This is a genomic window from Leifsonia sp. NPDC080035 (assembly GCF_040050925.1).
Taxonomy (GTDB): Bacteria; Actinomycetota; Actinomycetes; order Actinomycetales; family Microbacteriaceae; genus Leifsonia.
Map to the genome: position 1 here is coordinate 2,502,192 of NZ_CP157390.1, position 15,124 is coordinate 2,517,315.

The following is a 15,124-nucleotide window of genomic DNA, read 5'->3' on the forward strand; positions in this document are numbered from 1 at the left end:
TTCCTCGTGTTCCGACGCCTTCGGACAGTAGCACGCCGCGCCAGGGGCCCACTCTTCCGGCTTTGCTAGAATCGGCGGGATTGCCCGCTACCGAAAAGGATGCAATGTCAGCCTCGAAACCCGGTGTCGTCTCGGTCGTGCTGGTCAACTTCCGCGGTACGGACGACACGCTGCAAGCGCTGCGTCACCTCCGCGAGCTGGACTGGCCGTCCGACCGGCTGGAACTCGTCGTCGTCGAGAACGGCTCAGGAGACGACAGCCTCGAGCGGCTGCAGGCGGAGGCGGGCGACGACGTGCTCGTCGTGCCGTCGAAGGAGAACCTCGGGTTCGCCGGCGGCTGCAACCTCGGCGTCTCCCGGTCCTCCGGCGAGTTCGTCGCGTTCCTCAACAATGACGCCAGGCCGGACGCGGCGTGGGTGCGCGCGGCGGTCACCCGCTTCGGCGAGAACGCGCGCATCGGCGCGGTCGCGAGCAAGGTGCTGGACTGGGAGGGCGAGAACGTCGACTACATCGGCGCCGCCCTCACCTGGTTCGGGATGGGCTACAAGCCGCTGACCGCGCAGCCGGCCCCCGCCGACGACGGCAGGGCGCACGACGTGCTCTTCGGCACCGGGTCGGCGATGTTCGTCCGCCGCGACGTCTACGACGCGCTCGGCGGCTTCGACAAGTCCTACTTCATGTTCTTCGAGGACGTCGACCTCGGCTGGCGGCTCAACCTCGCCGGCTGGCGCTACGTCTACGAGCCGGCATCGGTCGCCTTCCACAAGCACCACGCCTCGATGGGCGGTTTCGGCGCATACAAGGAGGACTACCTCCTCGAACGCAACGCCCTGTACACCCAGTTCAAGAACCTCGGCGACGAGGCGCTCGGCACGACCCTGCAGGCGAGCATGGCCCTCAGCGTCCGCCGAGGCGTCGAGAAGGGCCAGGTGGACACCACGGCGTTCGATCTGCGCGCGTCCGACGACGACGCCGCCCCGAACGCGTCTGTTCCGAAGGTGGCCCTCTCCAGCCTGTACGCCATCGACCAGTTCGTGGAGCACCTGCCGCAGCTGCGGGAGGCGCGCGAGCGCATCCAGTCGACCCGCGTCGTCTCGGATGCGCAGGTGTGGCGGCTCTTCGGCCAGACCGACGCGCCCTCGTTCACGACGGACCGTTATCTCGAGGGCTACGAGTCGCTCGTGGAGACGTTCGACGTCCTCGACGGCCCCACCGGCACGAAGGTGCTCGTCATCACCGGCGATCCGGTCGGTCAGCAGCTGGCCGGGCCGGCGATCCGCGCCTGGAACATCGCGGAGGCGCTGAGCGCGGAGCACTCGGTCACCCTCGTCTCGCTCGCCGGGGTCGGCGACGTGACGGCGCCGTTCGACCTCGTCCACGTGCGCCCGGGAGACGACCGCGCGATGAAGCCGCTCGAGGAGTGGGCGGACGTCATCGTGTTCCAGGGCCTCGCGATGGCGCTGTTCGAGTCGATCAGCAGCTCGTCCAAGATCATCGTCGCCGATATCTACGACCCGATGCACCTGGAGCAGCTCGAGCAGGCGCGGCAGCTGCCGGAGGCGCAGTGGAAGCGTCAGGTCGCCGACGCGACCGAGGTCCTGAACGAGCAGCTCGCACGCGCCGACTTCTTCCTGTGCGCCTCCGAGCGCCAGAAGCACTTCTACCTCGGCCAGCTCGCCGGCCTCGGCCGTGTCAACCCGGCCACGTACGAGGGCGACCCCGACCTCGACGGTCTGCTCGCCGTCGTCCCGTTCGGTCTCTCCAGCCAGCCGCCGAAGCACGTCAAGCCGGTGCTCCGCGGCGTGCGGGACGGGTTCGGCGAGGAGGAGAAGATTCTCATCTGGAGCGGCGGCCTCTACAACTGGTTCGACCCGCAGACCCTGATCAGGGCGGTCGCCCGGCTGGCGGAGACCCGCCCGCAGACTCGGCTGTTCTTCCAGGGCGTCAAGCACCCGCACCCCGGCGTGCCGGAGATGGCGATCGTCGCCGAGTCGCGCGCGCTCGCCGCGGAGCTCGGCGTGCTCGACTCGGTGGTCGTCTTCAACGACAGCTGGGTCGACTTCGCCGACCGCCAGAACTACCTGCTCGAGGCGGACGCGGGCGTGAGCACGCACCACGCGCACATCGAGACCACGTTCTCGTTCCGGACGCGCATCCTCGACTACCTGTGGGCCGAGCTGCCCATGGTGGTCACCGAGGGCGACCACTTCGCCGACCTGGTGCGTGCGGAGACGCTCGGCGTCGCGGTTCCGGCCGATGACGTCGACGCGTTGGCCGCCGCCCTGGAGCGGGTCCTCTACGACGACGCCTTCCGGCGCAAGGCGGTCAAGAACCTCAGGCGGGTGCGCGAGTCCTACACGTGGGACTCGGTGCTGCAGCCGCTCGTCGACTTCGTCCGTGCGCCGCACCACGCCGCGGACCTCGTGGCGGACGGCACCTTCCAGGCCGGCTTCGTCCCGTCCTCGAAGCCGCCGCGCCGGAAGAAGCACGGCATCCGCCACGACGCGGAACTGGTCGTCCACTACCTGCGCAACGGCGGCCCGCAGGTCGTCGTGCGCAAGGTCAAGAACCGCCTCCGGCGCTCGAAGTAGGCCCGGTGGAGCAGACCGAGGCGCGAGCGGCCGAGCCGACGGAGGCGCCCGCCGCGGCGCCGGAGAGCGGAGTCCGGCGGCGAGGCGCGCGGATCGACTGGGTCTTCGGCGCGCTGCTGGTGATCGCGAGCCTGCTCGTCGGCATCGTGCAGGTGGGCGAGCACCGGGCGATCTCGCCGATCGACGAGTACGTCTACATCGACTACCTTGCCAAGGTCCCCTCGCAGGGGATCGTGCGTGGCGGGGAGCACACCGGCGACTACGCACGCGAGTCGCTCGCCTGCCGCGGCGTCCGGCTCATCGGCCAGTACCCCGCAACCCTGTGCCGCACGGCGGACAGCTCGCCCGATTCCGCGTTCCCGACCGCAGGGACGAACTCCGCCGACATCTACACCCCGATCTACTTCGCGGTGACCTGGGTGCTCGCGCAACCGTTCCAGTGGCTCGGCGTCCACGATCTGACCGACGCGGGCAGGCTGACCGGATGGATCTGGCTGGCCGCCGCCGCCGTGCTGCTCTACCTCAGCCTGCGCAGGCTTAAGGTCGGCCCGCTGCTCTCGTTCGGGCTCGGGATGCTCATGGTGGGCTCGCTGCCGGCGATGTGGTCGAACACCTACGTCTCCACCGACGCCCCGGCGCTGCTCGCGGGCGCGGCGATGCTCTGGGGCATCCTGCGCTTCGAGGACGGGAAGCGTTTCGGTCTGCTCGTGCTCGCGGTGCTGGCCACCGTCGCCACCCTCATCAAGGTGCAGAACTACGGCGCGGTCGCCGTCGCGGTGGTGTTCCTGCTGCTGCGTGCCGGCTGGTCGGCCTTCGGCGCCCGCGGCATCGGCTTCGGTGCTCGGCTTCTGGCGTGGCTGAAGGACCGACGGTTCCTGGCCGGCGTCGTGATCGCGGTCGTCCCGCTACTGTTGGAGGTGCTCTGGCTGGCGGTCCGCACCGCGATCCGGGTCGGCCCGAGCGCCGACCAGGGCACCGCGACCCACTTCGGCGTCGCGGAGCTGGTCTCCGAGATGTTCAAGTTCTTCGCCGGCCCCGCCAACGGCGCGGTCGACGGCCAGATGCTCGGCCCGGTCGGCCTCGTGCTCGCGAGTGTGCTGACCTGGGTCATCGTGAGCGGGGTGCTCGGCGCCGCCGCCGTCGAACGCCGCGGCTCGATCGGGGAGTCGATCGCGGTCTCGTCGTTCGCGATCGCGTTGCTGATCGGCCCCGCCCTGGCCGTCCTGACCATCGTCACGGCGGGCTACTACTTCGCGCTGCCCGCCCGGTACGGCATCCCGCTCATCCCGTTCTACCTGCTCTGCGCGGGGCTGCTGTACCGGCGCAAGCCCTGGATCGGAACCGTCGTCGCGGTCGTCGGCATCGCCTGCTGGGGGTTGTCGTTCCTTCTACCGGCGGGCTGACGCTCAGGCGAGCAGGGACGTGTGGATGCGGTCGAACTGCTCGGCCAGCGCGTCCATCCCGAATCGGGCGCGGATCGGCTCGGCGATCGTCGCCGGGGCGACGCCTGCGAACCGCTCAGCGGCCGTCTCGATGGCCGTCACGAAGGGCTCGACGCGCATTTCGTCGCGCCCGATGAGGACCGAGTTGGACTCGTCGGCGAAATCGGTGAAGCCGCCGACGCGCGCCGCGACGACCGGCACACCGGCGGAGAGCGCTTCCGCGGCGGAGGTGAAGAAGTTCTCCTGGGTCGTCGGCAGGAAGTAGATCGACGCCGGGGCGAACTCGCGGAACCGCCGCTCGGGCGGCACGTTGCCCACCAGCGTGAACACGTCGCCGAGTCCGAGGTCGGCGATCCGTGCAGCGACCTCCGCGCGCTGCGGGCCGTCACCCACCCAGCGCATCGTCACCTCCGGGTGACGCTCGCGCAACGCGGCGACGACGTCCACGGCGAGCAGGGGGTTCTTGCGGGGGATGAGGCCGCCCAGGGCCACGAGGTGCAGGCCGTCGGGGCGGGCGGCCGGGATCGGCTCCGGATTCTCCACCACGCACGGTACGACCTCGGAGGGCTTCCCCTTCGCGAAGTGCTCCAGGCACCGCGTCAGCTCGCCCGTCACGCCGCCGACGAAGTCGGTGAGGCCGATCAGCCGGCGGAGCCAGCGGAACGTGTGCCAGAGCCTGCCGACGGACTCCGGCCGGGAGACGCCGTTCCAGTGCTCGATGTGCGCCCACGGGCGGCGCAGCCAGGGCCGGATCAGGGCGACGGCGAGGATGGAGGAGAACGCCATCGTCTGGACGATGTCCGCGCGGCGCGCACGCAGCAGCAGGATCCGCAATCCTCGCAGCGCGCGCAGGGGGTGCCGTGGCGAGAGCGGGATGCGGGTCACGCGGAAGCCGGCGTAGTCCTCGGTGCGGATGCTCCCGCTGCCGCCGAGGCGCAGGTGGATCACGGAGACATCGGCGCTGCGCGCGATCGCGCGGCTGTGGTCCAGGTTGAACGGCGCCTCCGTCGGGCGCTCGTCGGAGGGGAACCAGGTCGTGACGACGGCGACTCTTCTTGGCATCGGTTCATCCTACGGCAGCGGCCATGCGCAGCGCCCGGGTCGGGCGCCCAGCGGGGCATCGGTAGACTTCCGTGGTGTCCTCCGCTCAACCCGTTCGCCCCGCACGCCGACGCTTCCGGGCGATCTTCCTGGTCCCCATCCTGATCTTCCTGGCTCTCGCCTCCTGGGCGGTGTCGTCGCCCCTCGGCACCAGCCCCGACGACGACTTCCACCTGGCCAGTAGCTACTGCGGTCTGGGCGAGCGGGCCGGCCTCTGCGCCGACGTCCCCGGCCAGCCGATCCAGCGCGCGGTGCCTGCGGCGATCGTGAAGATCACCTGCGGCCGCGGAGGCGGGACGTACACGCAGTGCCGGATCGCCGGCGAGAGCAGCGAGGCCGCCCCGGTGGCGACGAAGCGCTGGAACTACGCCGGCGCGTACCCGCCCATCTACTACACGGTGACGGGCGTGTTCGCCAGCGAGGACGTCGGCCGCTCCGCCATGGTGATGCGGGCGTTCAACGTCCTCCTCTTCGCCGGGCTCGGGACGCTGCTGTTCTGGTTGCTCCCACGCATCAGGCGGACGACGATGCTCTGGATGTGGTCAGCGACGGTCGTTCCGCTCGGGATGTTCCTGATCGCCTCGAACAACCCCAGTTCGTGGGCGATCCTGTCCGGCGGCACGCTCTGGCTGGCCCTCCTCGGCTTCTTCGAGACCAGGGGGCGGCGGATGTGGGGACTGGGCGCGCTGGCCGCCGTCGGCGCCCTGATGGGAGCCGGTGCGCGACCGGATTCGGCGGCCTACGTCGCCGTCGCCGCGGTGGCGGTGACGATCTTCGAGTTCCGGCGCACTCGCGAGTTCGCCCTGAAGTGCATCGCCCCGGCCGTCATCGTCGTGCTCGGCATCCTCTTCTACCTCGGCTCGAAGTCCACGGCGTCGACGACGGGCCTCGTCGGCGGGCACCAGGCGAGCTCCCTGCCGCCCCTCGACCTGATCTGGAACAACATCGTCCAGCTCCCCAACCTGTACGCCGGGGCGCTGGGGACGTGGGGTCTCGGCTGGATCGACACCCCGATGCCCGCCGTCGTGTGGGTGTTCGCCATCGGGGTCCTCGGGGCCGCGCTGTTCGCCGGCGCCGTCTCGTTCGGGAAGCGGAAGCTCTGGGGCGTGCTCGTCGTCGGTCTCGCCCTGGTGGCTGTCCCGAGCTGGGTGCTGTATCAGGGCAAGGCGCTGGTCGGGCAGGAGGTGCAGCCGCGCTACGTCCTGCCGCTGCTGATCATGTTCGTCGGCTTCATGCTGCTGCAGACCGAGCGCAGGCCGCTGGTCTTCTCCCGCTTCCAGACGATCTCCGTCGCCGCCGCCCTCACGGTGGCCAACGCGGTCGCCCTGCACACGAACATCCGCCGGTACATCTCCGGCCTGCAGGTCACCGACCCGAACCTCAACCACTACGTGCAGCAGTGGTGGCTCGGCCCGTTCTCGCCGATGCTGCTGTGGGCGTTCGGCACGGTCACCTTCGCGGGCGCCGTCGCGATCGCGCTGCTGTACACGCGGACGCCGGAGCCCGTCGCAGGTCCCGAGCTGCCGCCGGAGACGACCGGCCCCGCCTCGACGAGTGGGCGGGCGCCGGAGGCCGACGACCTCGAGCTGACGCCCGAGAACGCGGAAACGGCCGGGACGCCCGGATCGGACGTCCCGGCCGTCGAGCCGGAGAGGCCGGGTCAGACCGCCGTTCCGATGACGCGGTAGGGGACCCCGCCCCACGCGTCCTCGGAGCTGATCCGGCGGCCGTCGACCACGGCGCGCACGCCGGGGATCTCGGCGGCGCCGATCGTACGGTACTCGGCGTGGTCGGCCTGGATTACGACCGCGTCGGCCTGCTCCCCGAGGTGGTACGGCGTGAAGCCGAGCTTCTCGAGCTCCTCGTCGGTGTAGAGCGGGTCGTGCACGACGGGCACGGCGCCGCGGTCGGTCAGTTCGGAGACCGTGGGGAAGACGCCCGAGAACGCGGTCTCCTTGACGCCGCCGCGGTAGGCGGCGCCGAGCACGACGACACGGGCGCCCTGCAGGCCGCCCAGCGCCTCCTCCAGCAGGTCGACGGCGTGCGACGGCATCAGGGCGTTGGCCTCGCGCGCGGTGCGCACGACGGTCGCCTCAGGGTCGTTCCACAGGTAGAGGCGCGGGTAGACGGGGATGCAGTGGCCGCCGACCGCGATCCCGGGCCGGTGGATGTGGCTGTACGGTTGCGAGTTCGACGCCTCGATGACCTGGTACACGTCGATGCCCGAGCGCTCCGCGAAGCGCGCGAACTGGTTGGCGAGGGCGATGTTGACGTCGCGGTAGGTGGTCTCGGCGAGCTTTGCGAACTCGGCCGCCTCCGCCGAGCCCAGGTCCCAGACGCCGTTCGGGCGCTCCAGGTCTGTGCGCTCGTCGAAGTCGAGGACGGCCTCGTAGAAAGCCGTCGCGCGGGCGGCGCCGGCCTCGCTGAGACCGCCGATCAGCTTCGGGTAGCGGCGCAGGTCCGCGAAGATCCGGCCGGAGAGCACGCGCTCGGGGGAGAAGGCGACGTGGAAGTCGGTGCCCTCGGTCAGGCCGGAGAGCTCCTCGAGCCGCGGCGCCCAGCGGGTGCGGGTCGTGCCGACCGGGAGGGTGGTCTCGTAGGAGACCAGGGTGCCGGGGCGCAGGTTCTCACCGACCGAGGTCGTCGCGGCGTCCATCCACGTCCAGTCGGGACGGGCCTCCTCGTCGACGAAGAGCGGGACGACGATGACGACGGCCTCCGCCTCCGGGATCGCCTCCGCGTAGTCGGTGGTCGCGCGCAGGCGGCCGGCCGAGACGACCTCCGCCAGCTTCTCGTCGAGGCCGGTCTCGCCGGGGAACGGGGCGGTGCCCGCGTTGACGGAGGCGACGACCGACGGGTTGACATCGACGCCGACGACGTCGTGTCCCTTCGATGCGTACTGGACGGCGAGCGGCAGCCCGATCTTTCCGAGGGCGACGACGGAGATTCTCATGATGGATCGATTCTACGTGGTCCGCGGCGCCGCTCTCCGTGCCCGGGCGACCGCCGGCCCCGTTGCGCCTAAGCTGGGTGGATGCGCGTACTCAGTGTCGTCGGAGCCCGCCCCCAGTTCGTCAAGCTCGCCCCGATCGCCGCGGCGTTCGACGGGCACGCCGAGCACATCGTCATCCACACCGGTCAGCACTACGACGAGCTGATGTCGGACGTGTTCTTCCGCGATCTCGGCATCCCGGAGCCCGACGTGAACCTGGCGATCGGGTCCGGGAACCACGGCGCGCAGACCGGCGCGATGCTCGCCGCGATCGAGCCGGAGCTGGAACGCTTCCGCCCCGACTGGGTGCTCGTCTACGGCGACACCAACTCGACGCTCGCCGCGGCCGTCGCCGCGGTGAAGCTGCACATCCCGCTGGCCCACCTGGAGGCCGGACTGCGGTCGTTCAACCGGCGGATGCCGGAGGAGCACAACCGGGTGCTCACCGACCACGCGGCCGACCTCCTGCTCGCGCCGACGCAGGTGGCCATGGACCACCTCGCGACCGAGGGCCTCGCCGCCCGCAGCGTTCTGGTCGGCGACGTGATGACGGACGTGCTCTACCGCGTCCGCGACGCCCAGCAGGGCGCACCCGGCCCCTTCCCGGAGCACGGCGACGGCGAGTACTACGTCGCGACGCTGCACCGCCCGGACAACACGGACGACCCTGCGCGCCTCGGTGCGATCGTCGAGCAGCTCGCCGCGCTGGGCAAGCCCGTGATGCTGCTCGCGCACCCCCGCCTGCGCGCGGCGGCCGAGGCCGGCGGCGTCCGGCTCGAGACCGGCTCGATCGTGGTGCGGGAGCCGCTCGCCTACCCGCAGCTGGTGTCGGCGGTCTCGCGCAGCGCCGGCGTCGTGACCGACTCCGGCGGCCTGCAGAAGGAGGCGTTCCTGCTTCGGGTGCCGTGCACGACGGTGCGCAGCGAGACGGAGTGGGTGGAGACGGTCGAGCTCGGCTGGAACGTCCTCGTCGACGCGGACCTCTCCGTCCTCCGTGCCGTCGTCGAGCGCCCGGCCCCTGAGCCCACCGACGCGCAGCCGTACGGCGACGGCCACGCCGCGGAGCGGGTCCTCGAGGCGCTCAGCGCCCGCAGCGCCTAGCGGCCGACCGCGGGGGCGGGGGCGGCCGTGAACTCGCCCTGCTCACGCACGACGTCGACCAGGATCTCGCCGGCACCGCCGGCCGGACCGCCGGTCAGCTGAGACAGCGGGACCGTCGTGCCGACCGCGGGTCCTTCCCCTGCCGTGTCATCGCGCCCCAGAGTCAGGCGGTTGGTGACGGCGTCGGGACCGACCGACCGGAAGCCGGCGATGGCGTCCAGGTGGATGGACGCGACGGCGGCGAGCAGGTCTGCCTGCGAATGCCGCACCTTCTCGAAGCGCACCTGGGACGCAGCCGGCCGACCGCGGAGAGCGGCCGTCAGACCGGCCACGGCGGGCGCATCCAGGTCGGTGGCGTAGACGGTCAGAACCGAATAGTCGTGCGCGTACGCCGTCCCGGCGAAGACGTCGTCGTGCCCCAGCGTCGCCGCGCTGACGACGCGCTCAGCGGCCTCGAGAGTGGCGGACGGGGTGCCCACCCAGGCCCGCTCGGCCGGCGCGGTCGGGACCGCGGTGGGGGAGGCGGCGCTCGGTTCTGCGGTGGTGCCGGCCGCGACCGCGGTCGTCGTCGCGCAACCCGTCAGCAGCGCGGCAGTCGCGATGAGGGCGGCAGCGGCCGTCGCGTTCCGTCCTGCCGTCCGCGATCCGCTCATGCGGCACATCATACGTGTTGTGCCTTCGGGCCGGCCACGCCCCGTTCTCGGGTCGTGTCAGGCGCCCCGGATGGCGCCGAGAGCGGCCCGGCCGCCCAGGCGGCCGATCGCGGAGAGGGACGCGTTCTCGTCCACCCACCTGCTGCGTTCCTCCGCGCGCGCGTCGCGCACGCCGGACGCCTCGTCGCGCGCGGCGGCGAGCATCGCCTCCGCCACTGCGGCGGGGTCGTAGCCTGCCCGCCAGCCGAGTCCGTTCTCGGCGACCAGCTCCGCGCCGGCGCCGACACCCGCGAAGACGACGGGAGCACCGCAGGCCGCGGCCGCGTAGATCTTGGTGGGTTTGGCGAAGTCGTAGCCGATGCCGGGAGTGATGCTGGCGAGCGCCGCGGTCGCGCCGCGCAGCCAGCGGGCAGCCTCCGCCGGGGGGACGACGCCCCCGAAGTACGCGGCGTCGCCGACGAGCTGCTGAGCGAGTTCGCGGGTCGCCTCCTCCTCGACGCCCTGGCCGAAGAAGACGATGCGGGCGTCGGGGAACTCCTCCAGGACGCGGGGGAGCGCGCGCACGAAGATCGCCGGCGTCTGCCACTCCGACATGGAGCCGGTGTAGACGAACGTCGGCCGTGCATCCCGCTCCGATTCACCGTCGCGACGGAACGTGTCGGTGTCGACGCCGTTGCCGACCGTGGCGATCCTGTCAGGGTCGACCCCGAACTCCGTCGCCCGCTCGGCGACGCCGTCCGAGACCGAGAGGACGAGGGCGGCCCGTCGCAGAGTGAACCGCTCCAGCGCGCGCATCACCGCAACGACGAACCGGGGCGCACCCAGCGCGATGACGCCGTCGGTCCAGATGTCCGCTGCGTAGTGGACGAAGGGGCGGCGGTGCAGCCACGAGGTGACGGCCACGACCACGCCGGTGGTGGGCGGCGGCTCGGAGATGACGAGGTCGGCCCGCGAGAACAGCAGCCGGAAGAACAGCGGGATGTCGAAGCTGAGGTACTGGATGTAGCCGCGCACGTTGCCGCCCCTGTCACGGAGGACCGGGAAGCGGGAGACGCTGACGCCGGCGTCGCGCGGCGCGGGCGGCGCGGAGCGTGGGGGTCTGGTGGTGACGACACGCACCTCGGCGTTCTCACCCGCGAGACCGCGCGCGAGCGCGCGGAGCCGGAAAGCAGCCGCGGCGACCTCCGGTGCGTACAGCCGCGTGGCGAGAAGGACTCGAGGTCGTCGGGTCACCGCTCCACCTTGACGGACCCGGCGAGTTCCGCCGAGCGGAGCAGCGCCTCGGCCACCCGGACGTTCTCCAGGCCCTCGCGCATGGTCACGATGTCGGACCGCACGCCCAGGATGGCGTCACGGAACGCCTCGTGCTCCACACGAAGCGGCTCGCGCTTGTTCAGCGCGTAGCGGGTGACCGTGCCCTCGGAGACGCCGCGGAAGGCCATCACGGACTCCCACTCCATCGAGAACGTGCCGTTCTCGAAGAAGGTCAGGTCTGCGCTCACGGTGTCGGCGACGAACGCGCCGCGCTCGCCCGTGACGACGGTGACGCGCTCCTTCATCGGAGAGAGCCAGTTGACGAGGTGGTTGGTGATGATCCCGTTCTCCAGCTGCGCCGCCGCGGAGACCATGTCCTCGTGCGCCCGCCCGCTGCGCGAGCTGGTGTGGGCGAAGACGGTCGCGTACCGGCTCTGCACGAGCCAGGCGGTCGCGTCGATGTCGTGGGTGGCGAGGTCCTTGACGACGCCGACGTCCGCGATGCGAGCGGGGAAGGGGCCCTGGCGGCGGGTCGCGATCTGGTACACGTCGCCGAGCTCGCCGGCGTCGATCCGCTGGCGGAGGCTCTGCAGGGCCGGGTTGTAGCGCTCGATGTGACCGACGGCCCCGACGAGTCCGGCCTTCTCGAACGCCTCGACGACGCGCGTGCCCGACTCGGTGTCCGCCGTGATCGGCTTCTCGATCAGCGCGTGGACACCGGCATCCGCCAGCTCCAGCGCGATCGCCTCGTGCGCCTGCGTCGGCACGGCGACGACCGCGGCGTCGATGCCGGAGGCGATCAGCTCGCTCACGGAGCGGTGCAGCGGCGCGTCGCCCGCGACGCGGCGGGGATCGCCCGCCTCATCGGCGACACCGGCGAGCACGACGCCCTCGGTCTCCTGGATCACGCGGGCGTGGTGACGCCCCATCATCCCGACGCCGACCAGGCCGACCCTCAGCTCGGCCATCAGGCACCCGCTCCCGCGAGCGCGTTGACGGCGGTCACGATGCGGTCGAGGTCCTCGTCCGTGAGAGACGGGTGGACGGGTAGCGAGAGCACCTCGGCGGCGGCGCGCTCCGTCTCCGGCAGGTCCTCGGTGCGCGCGAACGACGGCAGCCGGTGGTTCGGCACCGGGTAGTAGACGCCGGATCCGATCCCGTACTCCTCGCGCAGCGCGGCCGAGAAGCCGTCGCGGTCCTCGGGGACGCGGATCGTGTACTGGTGGTAGACGTGGGTGGCGTCCTCGCGGACGGCCGGCGTCACGACGCCGCGCAGGCGGGCGTCGAGCACGGCGGCGTTCTGCTGGCGCTGTCGCGTCCACTCCGGGAGCTTGGTGAGCTGGACGCGGCCGATGGCGGCGTGGATGTCCGTCATGCGCGCGTTGAAGCCGACCAGCTCGTTGTGGTACTGCCGCTCCATGCCCTGGTTGCGCAGCAGGCGCAGGCGGCGGTGCACCTCGTCGTCGTCGGTGGAGACCATGCCGCCCTCGCCGGAGGTCATGTTCTTGGTGGGGTAGAGGCTGAAGACGCCGAATGTGCCGAACGTGCCGACCGGCGCCCCGTGCAGCGTCGCGCCGTGCGCCTGTGCCGCATCCTCGAAGATCGCGAGACCGCGGCTCTGCGCGAGCGCGCCGAGGCCGTCCATGTCGGCCGGCTGGCCGTAGAGGTGCACGGGCATGATCCCGGCGGTGCGCTCGGTGAGCACGGCCTCCACGGCGGCGGGGTCCAGCGTGAAGGTGGCGGGGTCGATGTCGGCGAAGACCGGGGTGGCGCCGGTCAGCGCGACGGAGTTGGCGGTCGCGGCGAACGTGAACGACGGCACGACGACCTCGTCGCCGGGGCCGATACCCGCGGCGAGCAGGCCGAGGTGCAGGCCGGACGTGCCGGAGTTGACGGCGACGCTGCGGCGGCCGCCGACGAGGGCGTCGCCGAACTCCTGCTCGAAGGCCGCGACCTCGGAGCCCTGCGCGAGCATCCCGGAGGCGAGGACGGCGTCGACCGCGGCACGCTCGGCATCCCCGACGATGGGGCGCGCGGCCGGGATGAACGTGGTGTCGGTGGTCATGCTTCAACCTCTCTGAGAGTTCCGTCGGCCTCGGTGTAGCGGGTGCCGGTCTCTGGGCAGCGCCAGCCGTCCGCGTCCGCCACCAGCTGGACGCCGGCCCTGCCGACCCAGCCGATGCGGCGGGCGGGCACTCCGGCGACGAGCGCGAAATCGGGGACGTCCTTGACGACGACGGAGCCGGCGGCGACGAGAGCCCACCGGCCGATCGTCACGGGCGCGACGCACACGGCGCGCGCCCCGATGGACGCACCGTGGCGCACCGTCACACCCACCGCCTCCCACTCGTCGGCGGACTTCAGACGGCCGTCCGGAGTCACGGCGCGCGGGTGGGTGTCGTTGGTGAAGACGACGGCCGGGCCGACGAAGACGCCGTCCTCCAGCACCGCAGGCTCGTACACCAGGGCGTGGTTCTGGATCTTGCAGCGGTCTCCGATGCGCACACCGGTTCCGATGTACGCACCGCGACCGACGATGCACTCCGAGCCGATCACGGCGGACTCGCGGACCTGCGCGAGATGCCAGATCTTCGAATCGTCGCCGATCGTGGCTTCCGGCGACACGTCTGCTCCGGGGGCGACGAATACCAAGGCGGGGGTCCTCTTTCGAACGGAGGCTGCAAGAAGTTCCTACCGAAACTATCACGGAGGCGCAGGGCATCGCGGGCCCGCGGGCTATGGAACGGCGCAGAATCGCCGCTCGGGTGCCCGTGCGCTCCCAGGCGCATCCGGGCGCGCAAGCTAAAATGGTCCCGCCCATCGCGGTCTCGGACCGCACATCCACGAGGAGCCGACCATTTCCATCCCCGTCGAGCAGCGTACCTGGCTTGTCGTGCCGCTCTACAACGAAGCCACCGTCGTCCGCTCCGTCATGGAGGAGGCGCGCACCGTCTTCCCGAAGATCGTCTGCGTCGACGACGGCAGCACAGACGACTCCGCGGCCGAGGCGCGCGCCGGCGGCGCCGTCGTCGTGCAGCACCCGATCAACCTGGGGCAGGGTGCCGCGATCCGGACCGGGCTGGACTACGCACTCCAGGACCCGGAGGCCGACTTCTTCGTCACCTTCGACTCCGACGGCCAGCACCGCGTCGAGGACGCGCTGACGATGGTGGGGATGCTGGACTCGGCACCACTGGACATCGTCGTCGGCTCGCGGTTCCTCGACGACCGGACCACGCTCTCCCCGCTCAAGAAGGTCGTGCTACGCGCCGGCGTCGTGTTCGAGCGGATGAGCAGCGGGGTTCAGCTGACCGACGCCCACAACGGCCTGCGCGCGCTGAACCGGCACGCGGCGGAGTCGATCCAGATCATGCAGAACCGGATGGCGCACGCCTCGGAGATCGTCGCCGAGATCGGGCGGAACAAGCTGCGCTGGGCAGAGGCGCCCGTGCACGTGCTCTACACCGACTACTCGCGCTCCAAGGGCCAGTCGGTGTGGAACTCCGTCAACATCCTTTCCGACCTCTTCCTCAAGTAATCGAGATCCTCATGGACACCGGCCAGCTCGTCATCAAGATCCTGCTCATCATCGTCTTCGCCGCGTTCGCGGTGTTCCTGATGCTCCCCGGTCGCGGTGCGCGCCATCTCGCCATCCGGCGCCTGGTGATGGTGGCGCTGCTGCTGCTGCTCGTGGTCGCGGTCATCTTCCCCTCGTCCGTCACCGCCGTCGCGCGACTGGTCGGGGTCGGCAGAGGAACGGACCTCCTCCTCTATGCGCTCTTCGTCGTGTTCATCGGGAACTCGCTGCTCATGCAGCGCCGGCACCGCAAGACCGAGCAGGAGATCACTCAGCTCGCGCGGCAGCTCGCGATCATGCGCGCGCCCGACCCCGAGTCGCTCGACGCCGTGCCGAGGAAGACGGTCGACGCCGAGGAGGAGCCGCGGACGGATTCCGCCGGCTGACCTGCGCCTCAGGGATCCACCGGACGC

At 71.2% G+C, this 15,124-nt stretch carries 13 protein-coding genes; 6 read left to right on the top strand and 7 right to left on the bottom strand.

Annotation, left to right across the window (positions count from 1 at the left end; translation table 11 throughout):
• The first annotated feature begins 104 nt into the window (after positions 1 to 104).
• Positions 105 to 2,591: a glycosyltransferase gene (locus AAME72_RS12200; protein WP_348786822.1), complete on the top strand. Its 2,487-nt coding sequence runs from the start codon at positions 105 to 107 to the stop codon at positions 2,589 to 2,591.
• A 5-nt stretch (positions 2,592 to 2,596) separates the two neighbouring features.
• Positions 2,597 to 3,994, top strand: a complete 1,398-nt coding sequence (locus tag AAME72_RS12205; RefSeq protein WP_348786823.1) for a hypothetical protein — start codon at positions 2,597 to 2,599, stop codon at positions 3,992 to 3,994.
• Positions 3,995 to 3,997: 3 nt separating this feature from the next.
• On the opposite strand, the gene AAME72_RS12210 is transcribed toward AAME72_RS12205, so the two are convergent.
• Positions 3,998 to 5,095 (bottom strand): glycosyltransferase family 4 protein, encoded by a 1,098-nt coding sequence (locus AAME72_RS12210; RefSeq protein ID WP_348786824.1) that lies wholly within the window; start codon positions 5,093 to 5,095, stop codon positions 3,998 to 4,000.
• Between the two features lie 74 nt (positions 5,096 to 5,169).
• Between AAME72_RS12210 and AAME72_RS12215 the strand changes: the two genes are divergently transcribed.
• A complete protein-coding gene (locus tag AAME72_RS12215; RefSeq protein ID WP_348786825.1) occupies positions 5,170 to 6,822 on the top strand; it encodes a DUF2142 domain-containing protein in 1,653 nt (550 codons plus the stop codon).
• On the opposite strand, the gene AAME72_RS12220 is transcribed toward AAME72_RS12215, so the two are convergent.
• On the bottom strand, positions 6,795 to 8,087 hold the full coding sequence (locus AAME72_RS12220) for a nucleotide sugar dehydrogenase (RefSeq protein WP_348786826.1): 1,293 nt from the start codon (positions 8,085 to 8,087) through the stop codon (positions 6,795 to 6,797). The two genes, AAME72_RS12215 and AAME72_RS12220, sit on opposite strands and share 28 nt — an antisense overlap.
• 81 nt (positions 8,088 to 8,168) lie before the next feature.
• Between AAME72_RS12220 and wecB the strand changes: the two genes are divergently transcribed.
• A complete protein-coding gene (gene wecB, locus AAME72_RS12225; protein WP_348786827.1) occupies positions 8,169 to 9,227 on the top strand; it encodes a UDP-N-acetylglucosamine 2-epimerase (non-hydrolyzing) in 1,059 nt (352 codons plus the stop codon).
• Here wecB and AAME72_RS12230 read toward each other — a convergent pair.
• From AAME72_RS12230 to AAME72_RS12250, 5 genes are read right to left on the bottom strand one after another with little or no spacing between them, the layout of a single operon-like run.
• Positions 9,224 to 9,880 carry a hypothetical protein gene (locus AAME72_RS12230; protein ID WP_348786828.1) on the bottom strand — a complete coding sequence of 219 codons (657 nt, stop codon included), beginning with the start codon at positions 9,878 to 9,880 and terminating at the stop codon, positions 9,224 to 9,226. The two genes, wecB and AAME72_RS12230, sit on opposite strands and share 4 nt — an antisense overlap.
• Positions 9,881 to 9,937: 57 nt before the next feature.
• Complete coding sequence (locus tag AAME72_RS12235) at positions 9,938 to 11,113, bottom strand: glycosyltransferase family 4 protein (RefSeq protein ID WP_348786829.1); 1,176 nt, start codon at positions 11,111 to 11,113, stop codon at positions 9,938 to 9,940.
• Entirely contained in the window at positions 11,110 to 12,102 is a 993-nt protein-coding gene (locus AAME72_RS12240) for a Gfo/Idh/MocA family oxidoreductase (RefSeq protein ID WP_348786830.1), read from the bottom strand. Before AAME72_RS12240 ends, AAME72_RS12235 begins: the two co-directional genes overlap by 4 nt.
• On the bottom strand, positions 12,102 to 13,199 hold the full coding sequence (locus tag AAME72_RS12245) for a DegT/DnrJ/EryC1/StrS family aminotransferase (RefSeq protein ID WP_348786831.1): 1,098 nt from the start codon (positions 13,197 to 13,199) through the stop codon (positions 12,102 to 12,104). The genes AAME72_RS12240 and AAME72_RS12245 overlap by 1 nt, the downstream gene beginning before the upstream one ends.
• On the bottom strand, positions 13,196 to 13,759 hold the full coding sequence (locus tag AAME72_RS12250; RefSeq protein WP_348786832.1) for an acyltransferase: 564 nt from the start codon (positions 13,757 to 13,759) through the stop codon (positions 13,196 to 13,198). The genes AAME72_RS12245 and AAME72_RS12250 overlap by 4 nt, the downstream gene beginning before the upstream one ends.
• Before the next feature lie 268 nt (positions 13,760 to 14,027).
• Here AAME72_RS12250 and AAME72_RS12255 point away from each other — a divergent pair, with 268 nt between their 5' ends.
• On the top strand, positions 14,028 to 14,672 hold the full coding sequence (locus tag AAME72_RS12255) for a glycosyltransferase family 2 protein (protein ID WP_348786833.1): 645 nt from the start codon (positions 14,028 to 14,030) through the stop codon (positions 14,670 to 14,672).
• An 11-nt stretch (positions 14,673 to 14,683) separates the two neighbouring features.
• Positions 14,684 to 15,097: a DUF2304 domain-containing protein gene (locus AAME72_RS12260; protein ID WP_348786834.1), complete on the top strand. Its 414-nt coding sequence runs from the start codon at positions 14,684 to 14,686 to the stop codon at positions 15,095 to 15,097.
• Positions 15,098 to 15,124 lie beyond the last annotated feature (27 nt).

Coding starts and splice junctions, on each gene's coding strand:
- AAME72_RS12200 (WP_348786822.1), top strand. CDS start 105: ATGTCAGCCTCGAAACCCGGTGTCGTCTCGGTCGTGCTGGTCAACTTC.
- AAME72_RS12210 (WP_348786824.1), bottom strand. CDS start 5,095: ATGCCAAGAAGAGTCGCCGTCGTCACGACCTGGTTCCCCTCCGACGAG.
- AAME72_RS12220 (WP_348786826.1), bottom strand. CDS start 8,087: ATGAGAATCTCCGTCGTCGCCCTCGGAAAGATCGGGCTGCCGCTCGCC.
- wecB (WP_348786827.1), top strand. CDS start 8,169: ATGCGCGTACTCAGTGTCGTCGGAGCCCGCCCCCAGTTCGTCAAGCTC.
- AAME72_RS12230 (WP_348786828.1), bottom strand. CDS start 9,880: ATGAGCGGATCGCGGACGGCAGGACGGAACGCGACGGCCGCTGCCGCC.
- AAME72_RS12240 (WP_348786830.1), bottom strand. CDS start 12,102: ATGGCCGAGCTGAGGGTCGGCCTGGTCGGCGTCGGGATGATGGGGCGT.
- AAME72_RS12245 (WP_348786831.1), bottom strand. CDS start 13,199: ATGACCACCGACACCACGTTCATCCCGGCCGCGCGCCCCATCGTCGGG.
- AAME72_RS12260 (WP_348786834.1), top strand. CDS start 14,684: ATGGACACCGGCCAGCTCGTCATCAAGATCCTGCTCATCATCGTCTTC.